Origin of the sequence: Clostridium sp. AT4, assembly GCF_001517625.2 — a bacterium.
Classification (GTDB): domain Bacteria; phylum Bacillota; class Clostridia; order Lachnospirales; family Lachnospiraceae; genus Enterocloster.
Map to the genome: position 1 here is coordinate 1,152,997 of NZ_LN999828.1, position 17,797 is coordinate 1,170,793.

The following is a 17,797-nucleotide window of genomic DNA, read 5'->3' on the forward strand; positions in this document are numbered from 1 at the left end:
TGGAGGTAAGCACTATGAGAAAAAGATTTCCGGCACTGGTTCTGGGAGGAATCTTGGCGATTGGTCTTTTAAGCGGATGCGGCCAGAAAGAAGCTGCATTATCGGTCTCAACAGCATCATCGGAATCGGCCGCTTCAGCCAACAGTTCCGATCAGGAACTGGTTTTTGTAAATTATCGTGATATCCGGGATTTAAATCCACATCTGTATGCAGGAGAAATGTATGCCCAGAGCATTTTGTACGATACTCTGGTGAGCATTACAGAAGACGGATATGAGGGATGCCTGGCAGAAAGCTGGACCATCAGCGAGGATGGAAAAATATATACATTTAAAATCCGCGATGGAGTTACTTTTTCGGATGGAACCGTCTGCGATGCCAATGCAATCTTAGCGAATTTTAATGCAATTATTGAGAATAAAGATCGTCATACATGGCTGGAGATGATGAACCTGCTGGTTGGGGTATCGGCTCCGGATGACCATACATTTGTAATAGAATTGAGTGAAGCCTATTATCCAATGCTTACGGAATTAGGCTGTATCCGTCCTTTTGCCATGATTTCTCCCAATTGCATGATTAACAGAAGTACAAAAGACGGAGTGAGCAGGTATATCGGAACCGGTCCTTATGTGCTTACTGATTTCGAGACAGATCAATATGCCGTATTTGAGCGCAATGAAAATTACTGGGGAGAAAAGCCTGAAATTGAAAGGATTACCGTAAAAGTAATTCCCGATAACCAGACCCGTATTATGGCGCTGGAGTCTGGAGAGATCGATCTGATTTTTGGTAAAAATATGCTGGATGCAGATGCCATCAGTCAGTATGTGGACAGTGATAAATTTGAAGTTGCCCTTTCCGATCCTACCTCTACAAGACATATTGTATTAAACACGACGAATGAGATTCTCAGTGATACGGCTGTCCGTCAGGCACTGCAGCATGCGACCAACAGAACGGCAATTTCGGAAGGTATTTTTTATGGGCTGGAGCAGCCGGCAGATACGCTTTACGCAGCTACGGTTCCTTACTGTGATGTAGAACTGACACCATACGAATATAGTACAGAAACCGCATCCAGTATGTTGGATGAGGCAGGATGGATTATGGGAAGCAGTGGCATCAGGGAGAAAGGCGGAAAAAAACTGGAACTGGATTTATTGTATAACAGCGATAGTGTAACGGAAAAAACCATTTCTGAATATCTGCAGAGCGAATACCTGAAGCTTGGAATTTCCCTCAACATACATGGTGAGGAGGAGCAGTCCTACAGGGACAATATGAAAGCAGGCAATTTTGATATGGTATTCAACATCTGCTGGGGTATGCCTTACGATCCACAGTCTTCTCTGGCGGCAATGAGAGCGCCGGTTTACGGAGATTTTGCGGCACAGCAGGGACTGGCAGATAAGAAAGAAATTGATCAGGCAATTACGGATATCCTGACTACCACAGATGAAGAGGAACGTCAGGAACTGTACCGGTTCGTTCTCACCCGTCTCCACGAGGATGCCGTATATATTCCTCTGACTTTTGAATGCAACAAGGCGCTTTATACAAAGAATTTACAAGGCGTTCATTTTGGAACAGACCAGTATGATGTTCCGTTTTCTGACATGTATTTTGAATAATCAGGAAAAGCCGTTTCTTCTGAGAAGCGGCTTTTTAAAAGATAAGACCTGAAAATCTATAAGAAAGAGGGGAAAAGCTGTGAAACGATATGTCATTCGCCGTCTGATGATGGCTGTTCCATTGCTGCTTGCGATTTCCTTTATCTGTTTTCTGTTTATCAATCTGATTCCATCTAATCCCGCAGAGGTTGCCCTAAGGGTACAGCAAATGCCTGTGATAACAGAAGAGGCCATTGCCAGGATGGAGGAAATGCTTGGTCTGAATAAGCCGTTTTTGATCCGGTATTTTGACTGGCTTGCAGGATGCCTGCAGGGAGACTTTGGAATCAGCTATGTGAATCCCAAAAGAACCGTAGCCGGAGAAATTTTAAGATGTCTTCCGGCCACCCTGCAGCTTGCGGGAGCTTCCTTTGTGATCGTATTGCTTTTGAGTATTCCAATCGGATTTTTGTGTGCAGTATACAAGGATGGATGGTTTGATAAGATGATGAGAAGCATTGTCTTTGTTACCACTGCCATGCCTCCTTACTGGGTTGGACTGCTGCTGATGTGGGCAATCGGCGTAAAATTTGGATGGCTGCCTACCAATGGAAACGGAACATGGAAGCATTTGATCCTTCCTGCATTTACAGTGGCATTAAGCTATATATCGACCTATATCCGGCTGATACGCAATAATATGCTGGAGAATATGAAACAGGATTATGTCCTTTATGCCAATGTCAGAGGATTATCTCCAAAATCGATCTGGGTAAAGCATGTTCTGAAAAATTCCATGCATACCTGCATTGTTGCAATGGGAATGAGTATCCCTCAGCTGATATCAGGTACCATTGTTGTAGAAAATGTATTTTCATGGCCGGGACTTGGAACTCTGTGCATCAGTTCTATTTTTAACAGGGATTATCCAGTTATTCAGACCTATGTTTTGCTGATCGGTGTTCTTTTTGTAGTATTTAATTTGATATTTGATATCTTGCAGACAGTGTCTGACCCACGGCTGAGAAAGGAGGATTAGAGAACATGGTAAAGCGTTTTTTTCAGAACAGAACGGCAGTTTTTACAACATTTGCAGTTTTGCTCATTGCTCTTATTGGGATTTTTGCTCCGGTTATTGCCCCGAACGATCCCTATGAAACCAATATTATCAATAAGTTTGCTTCCTACAGCGTCCAGTACCCCCTTGGAACGGATCAGCTGGGCAGATGTGTGCTTTCCCGCATGATCTTTGGAATCCGCCCCACCTTGGGGCTGGCAGCTCTTACTATGGCAGGAACCATTGGGATTGGGGCAGTCCTGGGCATTATAGCCGGATATTTCAGAGGGATTGCAGAGGAGATTATTATGCGGATCGTAGATGTGATGCTCTCCTTTCCCAGCCAGATCATGGTATTTGCAGTGGTGGCCCTGCTGGGAATCAGTGTCCAGAATGTGATCATTGCCAATGTGTTTATAAAATGGGCCTGGTATGCCCGCATGATCCGTACCGGAGTTATGCAGTACAGGGATAAAAATTTTGTACAGTTTTCCAGGTGCGTAGGCATGCCAGAGCGTTTTATCCTGTTCCGTCATTTGCTGCCGTCCATCACTTCTGATCTGGCAGTTCTGGCTTCTCTGGACATTGGATGGGCGATTATTAACATCTCTACATTATCTTTTCTGGGACTGGGAGTTCAGGCACCCACACCAGAATGGGGCGCTATGTTAAATGAGGCTAAGGAGGTTCTGACCAGCAACCCAACTCAGATGCTTGCGCCAGGAATTGCAATCGTTGCCCTTGTGTGCTGCTTTAATCTGCTGGGAGATGCGATGCGGGACGTTCTTGATCCAAAGGAGGTGGCAAAGTGACACCAGTATTTGAATTGAATCATCTTCAGGTATCCCTGCGAGGCAAAAAAAGGAATACGGATTTAGTGAAAGGCGTCTCTTTTTCGGTAAAGCCGGGGGAGTGCCTGGGAATTTTGGGGGAATCAGGAAGCGGAAAATCCATGTCAATTAAGGCAGCCATGGGGCTTCTTGATAAGAATTTTGTTGTTTCCGGAAGCGCGAAATTTCAGGGGGATGAGCTGGTTGGGAAAAATGCAGAGCAGCTGCGCAGGCTGAGAGGCGGGCAGGTTGGAATCGTACTGCAAAATCCCATGACCTGTTTCGATCCTCTGTACCGTATCGGAAACCAGATTGCAGAAACATTTGCAGCTCATCAAAAATGGGATGCCGGAGAAATAAAAGAGAGATCCATTGAAATGTTAGATAAAATGCAGATCCGAAATCCAGAGGAGGCACTGGAAAAATATCCACACCAGCTTTCCGGCGGAATGCTGCAGCGTATTATGATTGGAATTGCCATGTCCATGGAGCCGTCTCTGCTGATTGCAGATGAGCCCACCACTGCAATCGATGCCATTACACAGTTTGATATTTTAAATGAATTTGCAGCCATTAAACAAAAGCATAAGACCGCGATGATCTTTATTTCTCACGACCTTAATGCTGTTTCGCAGATAGCAGATAAAATTGTGGTTCTGAACCAGGGAACAGTAGTGGATCAGGGGGATTTCCATCACATTATCCACCATGCGGCAGATCCGTATACAAGGCTGTTGATTGAAAAACGGACGGATGTTATGAGAAAATACAGACAGGCGCTGGAAGGAGGAGAGTGCAGTCATGCTCAAGCTGGATAAGATATGCGTCAGCTTCCGCAGGGAATGCCAAGACAAGCTGTTTGGACATACAAAACAGCAGGTTTTATTTGATGTATCAGCGGAGGTGAAAAAAGGAACCTGCCTGGGGATTCTGGGTGAATCCGGAAGTGGAAAATCTACTATGGGCAGGGTGTTATGCGGACTTTTAAAACCGGATTCGGGAACCGTATTCCTCAATGGAGTTTCCGTATACGGTTCAAAACAGGGACGTAAGAATCTGCAGGATCGGTTAAGTATTGTTTTTCAGGACTATACAACCTCAGCCAATCCCCGTTTCAGAGTGGCGGATATTTTGAAGGAAGGCCTCTTTGTCCGTCAAAGACGAGAGAGGAAAAAGCTGAATCAGGAAAAGGAGATCCGCCGGCTGCTTGAGCTGGTAGGCCTGTCCTATGACTTTGCCGGTCGGTTTCCCCATGAACTGTCAGGAGGCCAGCTTCAGCGGATCTGCATTGCCCGGGCGGTTGCGTGTAAACCGGAGTTGATCTTATTTGATGAGGCGATTTCCTCACTAGATGCCCATACCCAGGTTCAGATCATGGATCTTTTGCTTGATTTAAAGGAAAAGCTTGGATTGACCTATATTTTCATTACCCATGATCTTACATCTATAACCTATCTTTGTGATGATGTGCTGTTTTTGTACCAGGGAAGGGTGACAGAGTATCTTCCGGTAAAGCAGCTAAGCGAAGCAAAGGATATCTATGCCAGAAAGCTTTTAGAATCTATTATCGTTTTTGACACAGAGGAGGCATCATGATCGTTTGCGGATACGAGATACAGGCGGGGGAAAAGAAACATATAAAAATTCCGGTCTTACAGGCGGAGGCAATGGAAGGAATTTGTATCTGTGGAAAAAATCAGGGAAAAACTCTGGTCATAACGGCAGGAGTTCACGGCTGCGAGTATGTGGGGATAGAAGCAGCGAAGCGAATGGCTGAGTTTCTTGACCCCATGGAATTGGCGGGAAACGTGATATTGATCCCTCTCGTAAACAGGGGCGGATTTTTTGACGGCAGAAAGCAGGTGGTTCCGGAGGATGAAAAAAATTTAAACAGGGTTTTCCCTGGAAAATCGAATGGAACGATTTCTGAACGGATTGCTTATACCATGGAAGAATATATCTATCCCTGTGCAGATTTTCTGATTGATCTTCACAGCGGAGACAGCAATGAAGATTTGATTCCTCTTGTTTTTTATCCCACAAAGGGAGAGAAGGCGGTTAATGATAAAGCATTACAGGCAGCCAAAGTATTATCCGTACCTTACAGGGTAAGCTCTCAGGCGAAAAATGGATTATACAGCTGGGCCGTACAGAAGGGGATTCCGTCTCTTTTGATCGAACGGGGTTCAGGCGGTCTGTGGTCGGAGAATGAAGTGGAGCGGTGTATGGAGGATATGCACCGCATTATGGCATTTCTTGGGATAAAACAGGGTTCATATGAAAAAACATCGCAGGCAGATATAAAAGAAGCCGTTTATGAGGAGGCAGTCTCTGACGGCTTTTGGTATCCCTCTATTACAGCGGGGAAGCGGGTATGCTGTGGAGAAAAGTTTGGGGTTTTTGAAGCTTATGCGGATGGGAAACGAACGGAGCTTTGTGCAAAATTCGATGGAGTTGTCTTGTATCATACGACAGCGTTGGGAGTAAGGGCTGGCGAGGCATTGGCTGCATATGGGAAGATATAAGTGCAGAAGGATGTTGCGATCGGGTGTGCAGTTTTTATATCTGCACACCCTGTTTTATGGATGGTGCGCCTAGCGGCGCACGTTTCTAACGGGTTAAAGTCCCGAATCCGCCCGGTAGTGGGAAGGATATAGCCGAAGGCAAGGGTGTCCATCGTGAGGTGGGATCTGAAGGAAGCTGGATGTGAGGAACATACTAACTCACGGGCAACTCTCTGGTCTGACGAACAGAAATCTCATATGAGGTCATGCATGAGGGTAAGGCTGCCATCCAAGTCGAAGTCCAATAACTACACGGAATCATGCATGATAGATGAGGCAGATGGATGGAGAGGAAGAAACGTGTGGTACCTAGGGAGGTCTGTGCGGCACGCCTTGAAAGAGGTAACCATTACATAAAGCAATGCTGAACGCACAGAAGTCAGCAGAGGTCATAGTAGCCGAGAGGTGAAGGACCGAATCAGTAGGAGTCTTGAGTATGACCGAGAAAGGAGGAATGACCGTCTATGGCAGAAAACATTGAAAACAATGGCTGTTCGCAAAGAGATAATGCGGAACATGAAGGGTATGTGAAAGCGTCTAGGTCATTCAATCGGATATGGAAAGAAAGAGACAGTGCACAGCCGAGACTTTTGGAAGCGATACTGTATAAAGACAACTTTAACAGAGCGTATAAGAGAGTTAAGGCAAACAAGGGAGCGCCAGGAATTGCTGGCATGACCATTGAGGAGGCTCTTCCATATTTAAAGGAACATCAACGAGAGATAACCGACCGCATTTATCGTGGAAAGTATACTCCGTCTCCAGTAAGATGAGTTGAGATTCCCAAATCAGATGGTGGTGTGCGAAAGCTTGGCATACCAACAGTGCTAGACCGTACACTTCAACAGACAATAACCCAACAGTTAGTGCCAATCTATGAACCACTGTTTGCAGAGGGTAGCTATGGCTATCGTCCGAACAGAAGTGCAAAAGAGGCAAGTGCCGTTTGGTAATGGAAATCGGGGCTTTCTCAATCTCGCTGGCCCACACCGAGCGGATTCCGCACCGGGAGGCAGCAAGGGGAAAGATCCCGATCCCGTCAAACAGACTTCCCAGCTTAATGTCAGGTATTTCTGCCATGTCCTTTTACTGCCAGGACGCCCTCTAAAGTCGTTGCCGCAATGCCAAGCCTTCCGGCAACTGCAATATCGTTTTTCACATCTTCATCCACTGTTTCCCCGCAGACAATCAGCGTATGGGAACGGCGGAGCATATCCCGGGCCATGTCAATCCCGGCTTTGTGTTCCTCGGGTACGCTGTCGTCTAAAAACAGCGGAAGGTAGATCAGCGGACAGATGGGAGAAAATCCCGCCTCATAAGCAAGGCGGCAGTAGCCCGCCGCCAGTTCCATGTCGATTTCCGGTTGTCCGCTCCATGCGGCAGTCAGATATGCTAAGGGTCGTTTCATTGAATAACCTCCGTTTCTTCTTATATAGAATGGGTATCAGCAAGGTTCGCCTTTCCCCTCCGCCCCTTTCCCCGGAAAGGGGGACGGCTCTGGAGAATTTATATCCCCGTCGCTTGACTGTGTAAAAGCATAACTGGCGACGGGGAATAACATTTTATATGTTTTTATCACCGGAGGAGATTACACTCTGTCTTCCAGAGATGATGGAATCCATGCAGATGACGGAGCTGCCATTTCCGGAGGCAGTATTAAGATTTCAGAAAGCTGCGAAGGAATAGAAGGTTTGACGATCGATATTACAGCATCTGACGACGGTGTGAATGCTGCTGGAGGCAGAGACGGAAGCAGTATGGAAAAAGGACAAGATCCGTTTGTATCTATGGAAGGAGCCTATATTTCAATTTCAGGCGGCAGCCTGAGAATCAACGCGTCAGGAGATGGGATTGATTCAAATGGAGATCTTATGATTTCCGGTGGAGAAACCTATTTGTCCGGGCCGGTCAATGGTGGAAACAGTTCATTGAATTATAATGGAAAAGCAGTGGTCACAGGAGGGATTTTTGCTTCATCAGGTGCATCCGATATGGCACAAAATTTTGATTCATCTTCTACCCAGGGGATAATAATGGTTACTTTGAATCCGCAGGAAGCCGGAACGCAGATCGCCCTGAAAAACAGTGACGGCACAGAGCTTTTATCCTGGAAAGCAGAAAAAGAATATTCATCTGTCCTCATTAGCAGCCCGGATATCAGACAGGGAGAAAGCTATTCATTAACAGCCGGTACGGAGGAGAAAATGATTACTATGGACAGTCTTGTTTACGGCACCGATATTCCTGAAAATGGAAAGGCTCCCGCTGGCAGTGAGACTCCTAAAGGCGGTAGGGGGCCTGAGAACGGCGAAGTTCCCACAGGCGGGAGGGCGCCCATGGAAAGGGAACCGGCGGAGAATGGTAAAAGACCCGGAGAAATGGACAATAAACCGGGAATGGGAGAAAAACCCGATAATGAAAATAAAAAAGAAATCCAGTAAATGTGTGGGATGTATAGTTGACACAGGAAGAATAGTACGGTGACCTTCTGAAAAAATGAAAGAAATATTTAGAGCAGCTGGCAGGACAATACCCTGTCCGTGAAACAGAAGATGGTATTCATCCGATGGGGAAGCAGCCATTAAGGGGATTTCATAGAGAAAAAAATTAGTAAGATTTACACGGAATGAACTGCAGAGGTTGACAGCAGAAATTCAGATCCTATCGTAAAAAAGGAAACTGCGGTCATTTGCATGACCGCAGCCTATGAAGACATACTCCCGGAAGGCTCCCGATTTATCAATAACCTATAATATTTTTTTTCGTTCATCCTCTTCCTGACCTGGATCGTCTCCATGCTTTAACACCCTTGCCATCAGCGCCATAGCATAAAACAGGATGGAAAAGAAGAGGATCGAAAAAGCCACAGCCATCAGTGTATTTTTGGAAGCCCCGGTAAGAGCCAGAATAAAAAACAGGAGAACAAGCCCTGCAAGAAGAAGGACTCCAAGAAGGGCCAGAATACGTTTTAGTTTCATTCCTCTGCCAGCGCCTCCCATAATTCGTAAAGTTTTTCCAGTTTTTCACTGATGGAATCCTTTTCTTTGTTCAGCTCCATCAGTCTGGACACATCGGTATAGACTTCTTCCAACGCCAGCAGCTCATTGATCTCGCTGTCTCTTGTTTCTAACTGGTGGATGGCGTCTTCGGTCTTTTTAAGTTCATTCTGACGTTTGCGGATCCTGGCCTGTTCTTCCTTCTGAGCCTTCCAGTCAAGCTTGGCCCCTGTATCTGAAGCAGAAGAGGAGGCAGCGGTACCGGAAGAAGCTCCCGTTCCGGCATCAGCCGGACGGCCTAAAGCTGATTTTGGAGTCTCAGAGCCTCGTCCTGCAAAAAATGCAGCCTCCACATCCTCCTTTTTCTCCAGATAATAATCATAATTGCCAATATAATTTACAAAGGACTGTCCGGTCAGATCCAGGATCCGGGTAGCGGTGCGGTTGATGAAATAACGGTCATGAGATACATAAAGAACCGTTCCCGTATACCGGTTTAAAGCGCTTTCCAGGATCTCCTTTGAGGTAATGTCAAGATGGTTGGTGGGCTCGTCAAGGAGCAGGAAATTGGCGTCTGAAAGCATAAGCTTTGCAAGTGAAACGCGGCCCCGTTCGCCGCCGCTTAAATCCTTGATCAGCTTAAACACATCATCACCGGTAAAGAGGAAAGAAGCAAGGGTATTGCGGATCTGAGTGTTGTTCATATTGGGATAGGTATCCTGGATCTCCTGAAACAGGGTCTTATCCATATGGAGAACCTGATGTTCCTGATCGTAGTAGCCGATATGAACCTTGGCGCCCAGGCGGATTTCTCCGGCATCAGCAGGGATCAGGCCGTTTATGATCTTAAGAAGCGTGGTCTTTCCGGTACCGTTATTTCCGATAACCGCAATCCGTTCCCCACGTTTGATTTCAAAGCTGCCATGTGTAAATAATGTCTGAGTATCAAAGGACTTGCTTAAGTCTGTGACGGTGAGTACATCATTTCCGCTGACTACGTCCGGTTCCAGACGGATATCCATGGAATCGTTGATTTCCACTGGCTTTTCCAGACGCTCGATTTTATCCAGCATCTTTTCCCGGCTTTCTGCCCTTCGGATGGATTTTTCACGGTTAAATGATTTTAATTTGGCAATGACCGCTTCCTGATGGCGGATTTCCTGCTGCTGATTTAAGTAAGCACGGATCTGTGCGTCTCTGAGCATGGCTTTTTTATCGCTGTAGGCGGAGTAATTGCCGGAAAACACAGTGGCGGTGCCATTGTCCAGCTCGATGACCTTTGTAACCACACGGTCCAGGAAATACCGGTCGTGGGCCACGATGATCACGCTTCCTGAATAGCCCTTTAAATAGGTTTCCAGCCATGCAATAGACTCCATATCCAGATGGTTGGTGGGCTCGTCCAGAAGCAGGATATCGGGTTTGGTTAAGAGAAGCTTGCCTAAGGATACACGGGTTTTCTGGCCGCCGGAGAGCGCCTGGATGGGCTTTGAAAATTCATCCTCTGAAAATCCCAGACCCTTTAATACCCCCGTAATTTCACTGCGGCAGGCGTAGCCGTTTTCCAGCTCGAACGCGTGGTTTAAGCGGCTGTATTCGGAAAGCATAGCCTCCAGTTCTTCACCGGAGGCAGATTTCATGGACTGTTCAAGGTTTCGCAGACGCTCCTCCATTTCAAGGATAGGCCGCTTTACCTCTAAAAGAGCGTCATAAATGGTCTCAGCGCCCTCTAGATCCTGATGCTGGGCCAGATATCCGATGGAAGCGCCCTTGGCCCAGGTTACACTTCCCTCATCTGGTGCCAGATCACCGATGATGATCTTTAAAAGAGTGGATTTTCCCGCGCCGTTAATCCCTACGACAGCGGCTTTTTCATGTTCCTCTATATGAAATGAGACCCGTTTGAGGATATGGTTATCTCCAAAGGACCGGCTGATGTTGCTGCATGACAGGATCATTTCAAAACTCCTTTTTTAGCATAAATTCTATGTTTTTTGCATAATATGCACCAATCAGTATAATATAGGAACATATTTTTTTCAAGAACATCCTGAAAGTGATTTGACATTTTTTTAACGCCCGATTATAATAGAAAGCATTAGATTGAATCATATAAGGAGAGGGTGGCACAGGATGGAACGCAAGGAAATATCGAAAGCGGTTATTTCGAGACTGCCCCGCTATTACCGCTATCTGGGGGAGCTGATTGAAGAAGGAGTGGAGCGTATCTCTTCCAATGAACTGAGCAACCGCATGAAGGTTACAGCTTCTCAGATCCGCCAGGATCTGAATAATTTCGGCGGCTTCGGACAGCAGGGCTATGGCTATAATGTAAAATATCTGTACTCGGAAATTGCAAAGATTCTGGGAATCGACCAGCAGCACAATCTGATCATCATCGGAGCCGGAAATCTGGGACAGGCAATCGCCAATTATACAAATTTTGAACGGAGAGGTTTTGTGATCAAAGGGATGTTTGATATCAATCCCAAGCTGATCGGTCTGGTGATCCGCGGGATTGAAATCCGGTCCGTGGACGATCTGGAAAGCTTTATAAAAGAGAATGAGATCCAGATCGCGGCTCTTACCATACCAAAGACAAAGGCTCCCGAGATTGCGGATCGTCTGGTAGCAGCAGGAATCAAGGCAATCTGGAATTTCGCCCATACGGATCTTGTTGTACCGGAGGATGTAGTTGTGGAAAATGTGCATCTGTCTGAAAGTCTGATGCGGCTGTCCTACCGGGTATGCAGTATGCTGGACCGGGATGAAAAAAACGAACGCACAGGAAGCAAGTAGGATGATACTGGGAGTTGGAACCGATCTGATCGAAATAAAGCGCATGGAAAAGGCCTGCAGGAGGCCTCATTTTGTCGCTCGCACATTTACGGAGACGGAAAGCCGGCAAGCGAAGGGGTCTGCCTCTAAGCTGGCCGGCTCTTTTGCTGTGAAGGAGGCCGTGGCAAAGATGTTCGGCACCGGGTTCCGGGGATTTATGCCCGGAGATATCGAGGTGCTTCGGGATGAGCTTGGAAAACCCTATGTCAATCTTTACGGCGGCGCTAAAAAGCGATCTGAGGAAATGGGGCTGACACAGATCCATGTGTCTATCTCCAATACAGAGGATTTTGCCATGGCATTTGCAGTGGGCGAAAAGGAAACGTCCGCAGAGAGGAGAACATGATATGAGAACCCTTCTGACAGGTAGAAAGATGAAAGCAGTGGATCATTACACCATCCATGAGGTCGGGATTCCTTCCCTGGTTTTAATGGAGCGGGCAGCTTTGGCGGTCGCAGACTGCGCATTAAAGGCAGCCCGAGCATTTGCCGCACACAGTCCGGTCTGGGCGCTGTGCGGTGTGGGAAATAATGGAGCGGATGCAGCGGCGGCAGCCCGGATGGTTTATTTAAAAGGACTTCCTGCAGTTATTTTTCTGGCCAGTTCAGAGGAAAAGGCGACAGAAGAATTAAAGCTCCAGCTTTCCATTGCCAGGAAGCTGGGGATACCTGTAAAAAAATGGGAACTTATGAAAGAGGAAGCAGAAAACTGCGGGATTCTTTTCGACGGCCTTTTCGGTGTGGGATTAAGCCGGGAAATCCAGGGAGAATACAGAGCCTGTATGGAGCTTGCAGCAGAGATTCTTAAAGGGAATGGAAAAACAAAGCCATGGTGCATTGCTGTCGATATTCCTTCCGGGATCCATTCCGGTACGGGAGCGGTGATGGGGATTGCTCTGAAAGCAGATGAAACCGTAGCCTTTGGCTGGGAGAAGATTGGAACTGCCGTATATCCGGGAAGGGACTATGCGGGAAATGTTACGGTTGCAGACATCGGTTTTCCTGAGGAGGCCTTAAGGGCAGAGCAGGAAGAGGAGGATCCGATCTCTATGGCGTATGCCTGCGAGGAAAGCGATTTAAACCGGGTACCGGAGCGGAAAGCCTATTCAAATAAAGGGACCTTTGGCCGCGTGCTGATCGCAGCAGGCTCTAAAAACATGAGCGGAGCAGCTTATCTTAGCGCTCTTGGAGCCTACAGGGCCGGAGCGGGACTTGTAAAAATCCTGACCGTGGAAGAAAACAGGACGGTTTTACAGACCCTTCTTCCGGAAGCCATTATTTCTTCTTATCGTCCGGAAGAGCTTTTAGGCGGGAGAGAGGATTTTAAGGAACGGATCGAGGCTGAGATGAACTGGGCAGATGTGGTGGTTTTAGGCCCTGGTCTTGGAAGCGAGCCTTATGTGGAATATCTGGTAGAGGATATCCTTACAAGCGCCTTTGTGCCTGTGATCATTGATGCGGACGGCTTAAATACCATTGCATCTCACCCCTATCTGACCTCCTACTATACGGAAAATATTGTGATCACTCCCCATTTGGGGGAAATGGCGCGGCTTACAAGCCAGAAAATCAGTGAAATTCAGGCCGATCTTCCGGCTGCGGCATTTTCCTATGCATCCCACTACGGGATTACCTGCGTTCTTAAAGATGCGGCAGCCGTGACCGCAGGAAAAGAGGGGACTTTATATATCAATACCAGCGGAAGCAGCGCTATGGCAAAGGCCGGATCCGGAGATGTGCTTACCGGCATCCTGGCCGGGCTGATGGCCCTGGGAATGGAGGAAGAGGAAGCAGCCGCTTTGGGCGTTTATATTCATGGGCTGGCAGGAGAGCGTGCAGCCGGAAATAAGCTTCACAGCCTGCTTGCATCAGAGATTGCTGAGGCAGCCGGGGCCTTTATGGATCGGCAGAAGGAGGAAATCAAAACAAAATGAGACCTTACAGCAGAGTATATGCAACGGTAAATCTGGATGCCGTTGTTTCTAATATGAAAGCTATGAGAGAGGCCCTTCCGGCCTCTACAGCCATTATGGGTGTCGTAAAGGCAGACGGCTACGGCCATGGAGCAGTTCCGGTGGCCTGGGCCATGGATCCGTATGTGGAAGGTTATGCGGTATCTAATATAGACGAAGGGATCAATCTGCGCCGCCATGGGATCCAAAAACCGATCCTGATTTTAGGTGTGACCCACAGACAGCGGTTTGAGGAGCTTTTGCAGTACAAGATCACCCCGGCTATGTTCCGTTTAAAAGAAGCCAAGGAATTATCCTGTCTGGCAAAGGAAAGAGGCCTTACGGCCAAAATCCATCTGGCCCTTGATACAGGCATGAGCCGGATCGGCATGGCTCCCAGCAGGGATGCTGCAAAGGAGGCAGCCGGGATGGCGTCCCTTCCGGGCATTGAAATCGAGGGGCTTTTTACCCATTTTGCAAGAGCAGATGAGACAGACAAGACTTTTTACAGGGAGCAGTATGACAAATATCTGGTTTTTTTAGGTTATCTGGAGGAATATGGGGTCAATATTCCCATCCGCCACTGTTCCAACAGCGCCGGGATCGTAGAAGATCTGGATTCAAACCATATGGATATGGTCCGTGCCGGAATCTGTATTTATGGTCTTTATCCATCGGATGAAGTGGATCGAAGCCGGATCCGACTGACGCCTATAATGGAAATTAAGAGCTTTATCACCTATATTAAGGAAATAGGACCAAAAACGCCAGTAAGCTACGGCAGCACCTTTGTATCAGATAAGACTATGCGGGTGGCAACCATTCCTACCGGATATGCGGACGGTTACAACCGCGCTTTGTCCAATAAAGGTTTTGTCCTTATCCGCGGAAAGCGGGCCAGGATCCTTGGCCGGATCTGCATGGATCAGTTTATGGTCGATGTGACGGATATCCCTGAGGCAAAAGAGGATGATGAGGTTACTTTGATCGGAAGGGATGGGGAAGAAGAGATCACAGTAGAAGAAATGGCTGCCTGCTCAGGTGGCTTCCACTATGAGATCATCTGCGATATTGGAAAGCGGGTGCCCCGAGTCTATATAAAAGACGGTGCGATTGCAGGAACAAAGGATTATTTTGATGACCGCTACGAAGGGTTTGAAGAGCCATAAGATATTTATAAGAGGTACAGACACGCTCCCTGGACTGTCCCCCTACATATGCTGATAGTGTATCAGTACATGGGAGGGGAAAGCTATGATCATCAGACGGGGAGATATCTTTTATGCGGATCTTCGCCCGGTTGTGGGCTCTGAACAGGGAGGTGTGCGTCCGGTGCTGATCATTCAGAATGATGTGGGAAACCGACATAGTCCTACGGTAATCTGTGCGGCGATCACCTCCCGTATGAATAAGGCAAAACTGCCTACTCATGTAGAGCTGAAAGCCAGAAACCGGAGTCTGGTCAGGGATTCTGTCATTTTACTGGAGCAGGTACGCACCATTGATAAACAGCGGCTGAGAGAAAGAATCTGTCATATTGACGGGGAAATGATGAGACGGGTAGATGAAGCTATGCGGATCAGCCTGGAGCTGGGAACGAGAGAAAGGAGTTTTTGAATTTACTATGGAGGATGGAAGCTGGGGGCCTGGAAAAAAGCTTTTTGCAGCTTTAAGGCGCTTTGGGATCAAGTTACACGGTTATGAGGATGTAACGGAAGAAGATATTATGACCATGGTCAATGAAGGCCATGAGCAGGGGGTGCTGGAAGCAGATGAAACAGAAATGATATCCAATATTTTCCAGCTTGGTGACACAACGGCAGAAGATATTATGACTCACCGAACCGGGATCACGGCTCTTGACGGTTCCATGAAGCTGGAGGCTGCCCTTGATTTTATGCTGGATGAGGGCATCAATACACGGTATCCCGTATATGGCGAGGATATGGATGATATTATCGGGATCCTTCATCTGAGAGATGCGGCCATGCTGGCCCGCAAAGCAGAATTCAGGGAACAGGAAATCCGTAAAGTGCCGGGACTTTTAAGAGAGGCGGCTTTTATCCCTGAGACAAAAAAGATTGATTCTCTTTTTAAAGAAATGCAGTCGGAAAAGATCCATATGGAAATCGTGGTAGACGAGTATGGACAAACCGCAGGCCTGGTGACCATGGAGGACATTTTAGAAGAAATCGTGGGGAACATCATGGATGAATATGACGAGGAAGAGCACTATATGACCGAAAGAGAGGACGGTTCCTGGCTTATCAGCGGACTGGCGCCCTTTGATGAGGTTTCAGAGGCGCTAAAACTAAGCCTGGGAGAGGACGAGGAGGAGTACGATACATTAAACGGTTTTCTTACATCCCGGTTAGACCGGATTCCGGCAGAGGGCGAAAAGCCCTCCATCGACCAGTCCGGCTGGCATTTTCAGGTGTTAACGATCGGAAATAAGAAAATTGAAAGCGTACTTGCAAAAAAACTGCTGGAAGACAGGAAAAACAGAATGAACGAGGAAGGAATGGAAACGAACGATGAGACAGCTGATGATCCGCACGGGAGAAATGCTCCGTGACCGGAGATTTCTTAAAAAAGCGCTGATGATCGCATGCCCTGTGGCACTGCAGGGTATGCTTAATACAGTAGTAAATATGGTAGATACTCTGATGATCGGAGGCCTTGGCTCCAGCGCCATTGCCGCCGTGGGACTTGCAAATAAGTATTTTTTTGTATTTTCACTGCTGGTATTCGGCATTGTCAGCGGAGCCGGTATTTTAGCGGCCCAGTACTGGGGTAATGGAGATGTAAAGAGCATACGGAAAGTATTGGGCTTATCTATTCTCCTGGCCGCAGCCGGAGCACTTGTATTTGTGCTCCCGGGATTGATCTGGCCCCATCAGGTGATGCGGATCTTTACAACCAGTGAGAGCAGCATTGAACTGGGCATAAAATATCTTCGGATCGCCGTGCTCACATACCCTTTTATTGCCATGACAAATGTGTACGTCGCCATGCTGCGGGCTGTAAATAAGGTTGTATATCCTGTGGTATGCAGCTGTATTGCAATTGCTATCAATGTTGTTTTAAACTATGTGCTGATCTTTGGAAAATTCGGTGCTCCGCAGATGGGCGTGGCAGGCGCTGCCTGCGCGACTTTGATCGCCCGGTGCATTGAGGTCAGTCTTGTGCTCCTATATGTTTACGGCAAAAAGCTTCCTCTGGCCTGCGGCTTTAAAGGCCTGTTTGGATGGAGCAGGGATTTTATCCTCCGTTTCGCAGATACATCGGCTCCGGTTATTGCAAATGAATTTATGTGGGGACTGGGGACTACACTGTACTCTCTGGCATATGGCCGTATGGGAGATGACGCAGTGGCGGCCATTACCATTGCTACCACGATCCAGGATATTTTTGTAGTGCTGTTCCAGGGCTTAAGCGCGGCTACAGCCGTCATTCTTGGAAATGAACTTGGCGCGGGAAAGATAAAGAGAGCAGAAAAATATGCCACCCAGTTTTTTATCCTGCAGTTTATCATAACTATGGCAGCTGACCTTGTGATGGTGGCAGGACGGTGGCAGATCATCGGGATTTATACCATTACCCCTCAGGTAGCCATGGATGTAAATCTTTGCCTGCTGGTATTTGCCCTCTATATGCCTGCAAAAATGTTTAACTATGTAAATGTGGTAGGTGTTTTAAGAAGCGGCGGCGACACGAAAATGTGCCTCTTTTTGGACACCAGCGGCGTGTGGATCATCGGTGTTCCGCTGGCTTTTCTGGGAGCGCTTGTATGGCATCTTCCGATTTATCTGGTATACGCTCTGGTACTTTCTGAGGAAATCTATAAAATGATTTTGGGCTATTGGCGGTACCGTCAGAAAAAATGGCTAAGAAATCTGGCTTTGGATCTGTAAAAGACTGTCATTTTGGTTGAAAACCAGCCTTCT

At 47.3% G+C, this 17,797-nt stretch carries 17 protein-coding genes and 2 pseudogenes; 15 read left to right on the plus strand and 4 right to left on the minus strand.

Going from position 1 to position 17,797, the window contains the following annotated elements; genetic code table 11:
- The first annotated feature begins 14 nt into the window (after window positions 1-14).
- The 7 genes and pseudogenes from nikA to BN3656_RS11585 all read left to right on the plus strand — a co-directional run.
- A complete protein-coding gene (nikA, locus tag BN3656_RS11550; RefSeq protein ID WP_066548229.1) occupies window positions 15-1,634 on the plus strand; it encodes a nickel ABC transporter substrate-binding protein in 1,620 nt (539 codons plus the stop codon).
- A 79-nt stretch (window positions 1,635-1,713) separates the two neighbouring features.
- A complete protein-coding gene (gene opp1B, locus BN3656_RS11555) occupies window positions 1,714-2,652 on the plus strand; it encodes a nickel/cobalt ABC transporter permease (protein WP_066548235.1) in 939 nt (312 codons plus the stop codon).
- A 5-nt stretch (window positions 2,653-2,657) separates the two neighbouring features.
- Window positions 2,658-3,482 (plus strand): nickel/cobalt ABC transporter permease, encoded by an 825-nt coding sequence (gene opp1C / locus BN3656_RS11560; RefSeq protein ID WP_066548252.1) that lies wholly within the window; start codon window positions 2,658-2,660, stop codon window positions 3,480-3,482.
- Window positions 3,479-4,318 (plus strand): ABC transporter ATP-binding protein, encoded by an 840-nt coding sequence (locus BN3656_RS11565; protein ID WP_066548254.1) that lies wholly within the window; start codon window positions 3,479-3,481, stop codon window positions 4,316-4,318. The genes opp1C and BN3656_RS11565 overlap by 4 nt, the downstream gene beginning before the upstream one ends.
- Window positions 4,302-5,096, plus strand: a complete 795-nt coding sequence (locus BN3656_RS11570; RefSeq protein WP_066548256.1) for a dipeptide/oligopeptide/nickel ABC transporter ATP-binding protein — start codon at window positions 4,302-4,304, stop codon at window positions 5,094-5,096. The genes BN3656_RS11565 and BN3656_RS11570 overlap by 17 nt, the downstream gene beginning before the upstream one ends.
- Window positions 5,093-6,025 (plus strand): M14 family metallopeptidase, encoded by a 933-nt coding sequence (locus BN3656_RS11575; RefSeq protein ID WP_066548258.1) that lies wholly within the window; start codon window positions 5,093-5,095, stop codon window positions 6,023-6,025. The genes BN3656_RS11570 and BN3656_RS11575 overlap by 4 nt, the downstream gene beginning before the upstream one ends.
- Before the next feature lie 503 nt (window positions 6,026-6,528).
- Window positions 6,529-7,002 (plus strand): annotated as a pseudogene (locus tag BN3656_RS11585) (group II intron reverse transcriptase/maturase); the annotation flags it as partial.
- Here the strand turns inward: BN3656_RS11585 and BN3656_RS16890 are convergent.
- Together BN3656_RS16890 and BN3656_RS11595 are read right to left on the minus strand one after the other, a co-directional pair.
- Window positions 6,998-7,135: pseudogene (locus BN3656_RS16890) on the minus strand (DNA (cytosine-5-)-methyltransferase); the annotation flags it as partial. The pseudogenes BN3656_RS11585 and BN3656_RS16890 sit on opposite strands and share 5 nt — an antisense overlap.
- The gene (locus BN3656_RS11595) at window positions 7,128-7,472 is read right to left on the minus strand and encodes a hypothetical protein (RefSeq protein WP_066548264.1); all 345 of its coding nucleotides are present in this window, start codon (window positions 7,470-7,472) and stop codon (window positions 7,128-7,130) included. The pseudogene BN3656_RS16890 and the gene BN3656_RS11595, both read right to left, overlap by 8 nt.
- A 208-nt stretch (window positions 7,473-7,680) precedes the next feature.
- Here BN3656_RS11595 and BN3656_RS11600 point away from each other — a divergent pair, with 208 nt between their 5' ends.
- Window positions 7,681-8,505 (plus strand): carbohydrate-binding domain-containing protein, encoded by an 825-nt coding sequence (locus BN3656_RS11600; protein ID WP_242963038.1) that lies wholly within the window; start codon window positions 7,681-7,683, stop codon window positions 8,503-8,505.
- Window positions 8,506-8,811: 306 nt separating this feature from the next.
- Here the strand turns inward: BN3656_RS11600 and BN3656_RS11605 are convergent, their stop codons facing one another.
- Window positions 8,812-9,042, minus strand: a complete 231-nt coding sequence (locus BN3656_RS11605; protein WP_066548269.1) for a hypothetical protein — start codon at window positions 9,040-9,042, stop codon at window positions 8,812-8,814.
- The gene (locus BN3656_RS11610) at window positions 9,039-11,018 is read right to left on the minus strand and encodes an ABC-F family ATP-binding cassette domain-containing protein (RefSeq protein ID WP_066548274.1); all 1,980 of its coding nucleotides are present in this window, start codon (window positions 11,016-11,018) and stop codon (window positions 9,039-9,041) included. The genes BN3656_RS11605 and BN3656_RS11610 overlap by 4 nt, the downstream gene beginning before the upstream one ends.
- A gap of 175 nt (window positions 11,019-11,193) precedes the next feature.
- Between BN3656_RS11610 and BN3656_RS11615 the strand changes: the two genes are divergently transcribed.
- From BN3656_RS11615 to BN3656_RS11645, 7 genes are all read left to right on the plus strand, one after another.
- Window positions 11,194-11,859 carry a redox-sensing transcriptional repressor Rex gene (locus BN3656_RS11615; protein WP_066548277.1) on the plus strand — a complete coding sequence of 222 codons (666 nt, stop codon included), beginning with the start codon at window positions 11,194-11,196 and terminating at the stop codon, window positions 11,857-11,859.
- A 1-nt stretch (window position 11,860) separates the two neighbouring features.
- On the plus strand, window positions 11,861-12,244 hold the full coding sequence (gene acpS, locus BN3656_RS11620; RefSeq protein WP_066548279.1) for a holo-ACP synthase: 384 nt from the start codon (window positions 11,861-11,863) through the stop codon (window positions 12,242-12,244).
- Window position 12,245: 1 nt separating this feature from the next.
- Window positions 12,246-13,832 carry a bifunctional ADP-dependent NAD(P)H-hydrate dehydratase/NAD(P)H-hydrate epimerase gene (locus BN3656_RS11625; protein ID WP_066548282.1) on the plus strand — a complete coding sequence of 529 codons (1,587 nt, stop codon included), beginning with the start codon at window positions 12,246-12,248 and terminating at the stop codon, window positions 13,830-13,832.
- Entirely contained in the window at window positions 13,829-15,019 is a 1,191-nt protein-coding gene (alr, locus tag BN3656_RS11630) for an alanine racemase (RefSeq protein WP_066548284.1), read from the plus strand. Before BN3656_RS11625 ends, alr begins: the two co-directional genes overlap by 4 nt.
- An 85-nt stretch (window positions 15,020-15,104) precedes the next feature.
- A complete protein-coding gene (locus BN3656_RS11635) occupies window positions 15,105-15,467 on the plus strand; it encodes a type II toxin-antitoxin system PemK/MazF family toxin (RefSeq protein ID WP_066548287.1) in 363 nt (120 codons plus the stop codon).
- A complete protein-coding gene (locus BN3656_RS11640; RefSeq protein WP_081422944.1) occupies window positions 15,415-16,425 on the plus strand; it encodes a hemolysin family protein in 1,011 nt (336 codons plus the stop codon). The genes BN3656_RS11635 and BN3656_RS11640 overlap by 53 nt, the downstream gene beginning before the upstream one ends.
- A complete protein-coding gene (locus tag BN3656_RS11645; protein ID WP_066548291.1) occupies window positions 16,385-17,764 on the plus strand; it encodes an MATE family efflux transporter in 1,380 nt (459 codons plus the stop codon). Before BN3656_RS11640 ends, BN3656_RS11645 begins: the two co-directional genes overlap by 41 nt.
- Window positions 17,765-17,797: the final 33 nt, after the last annotated feature.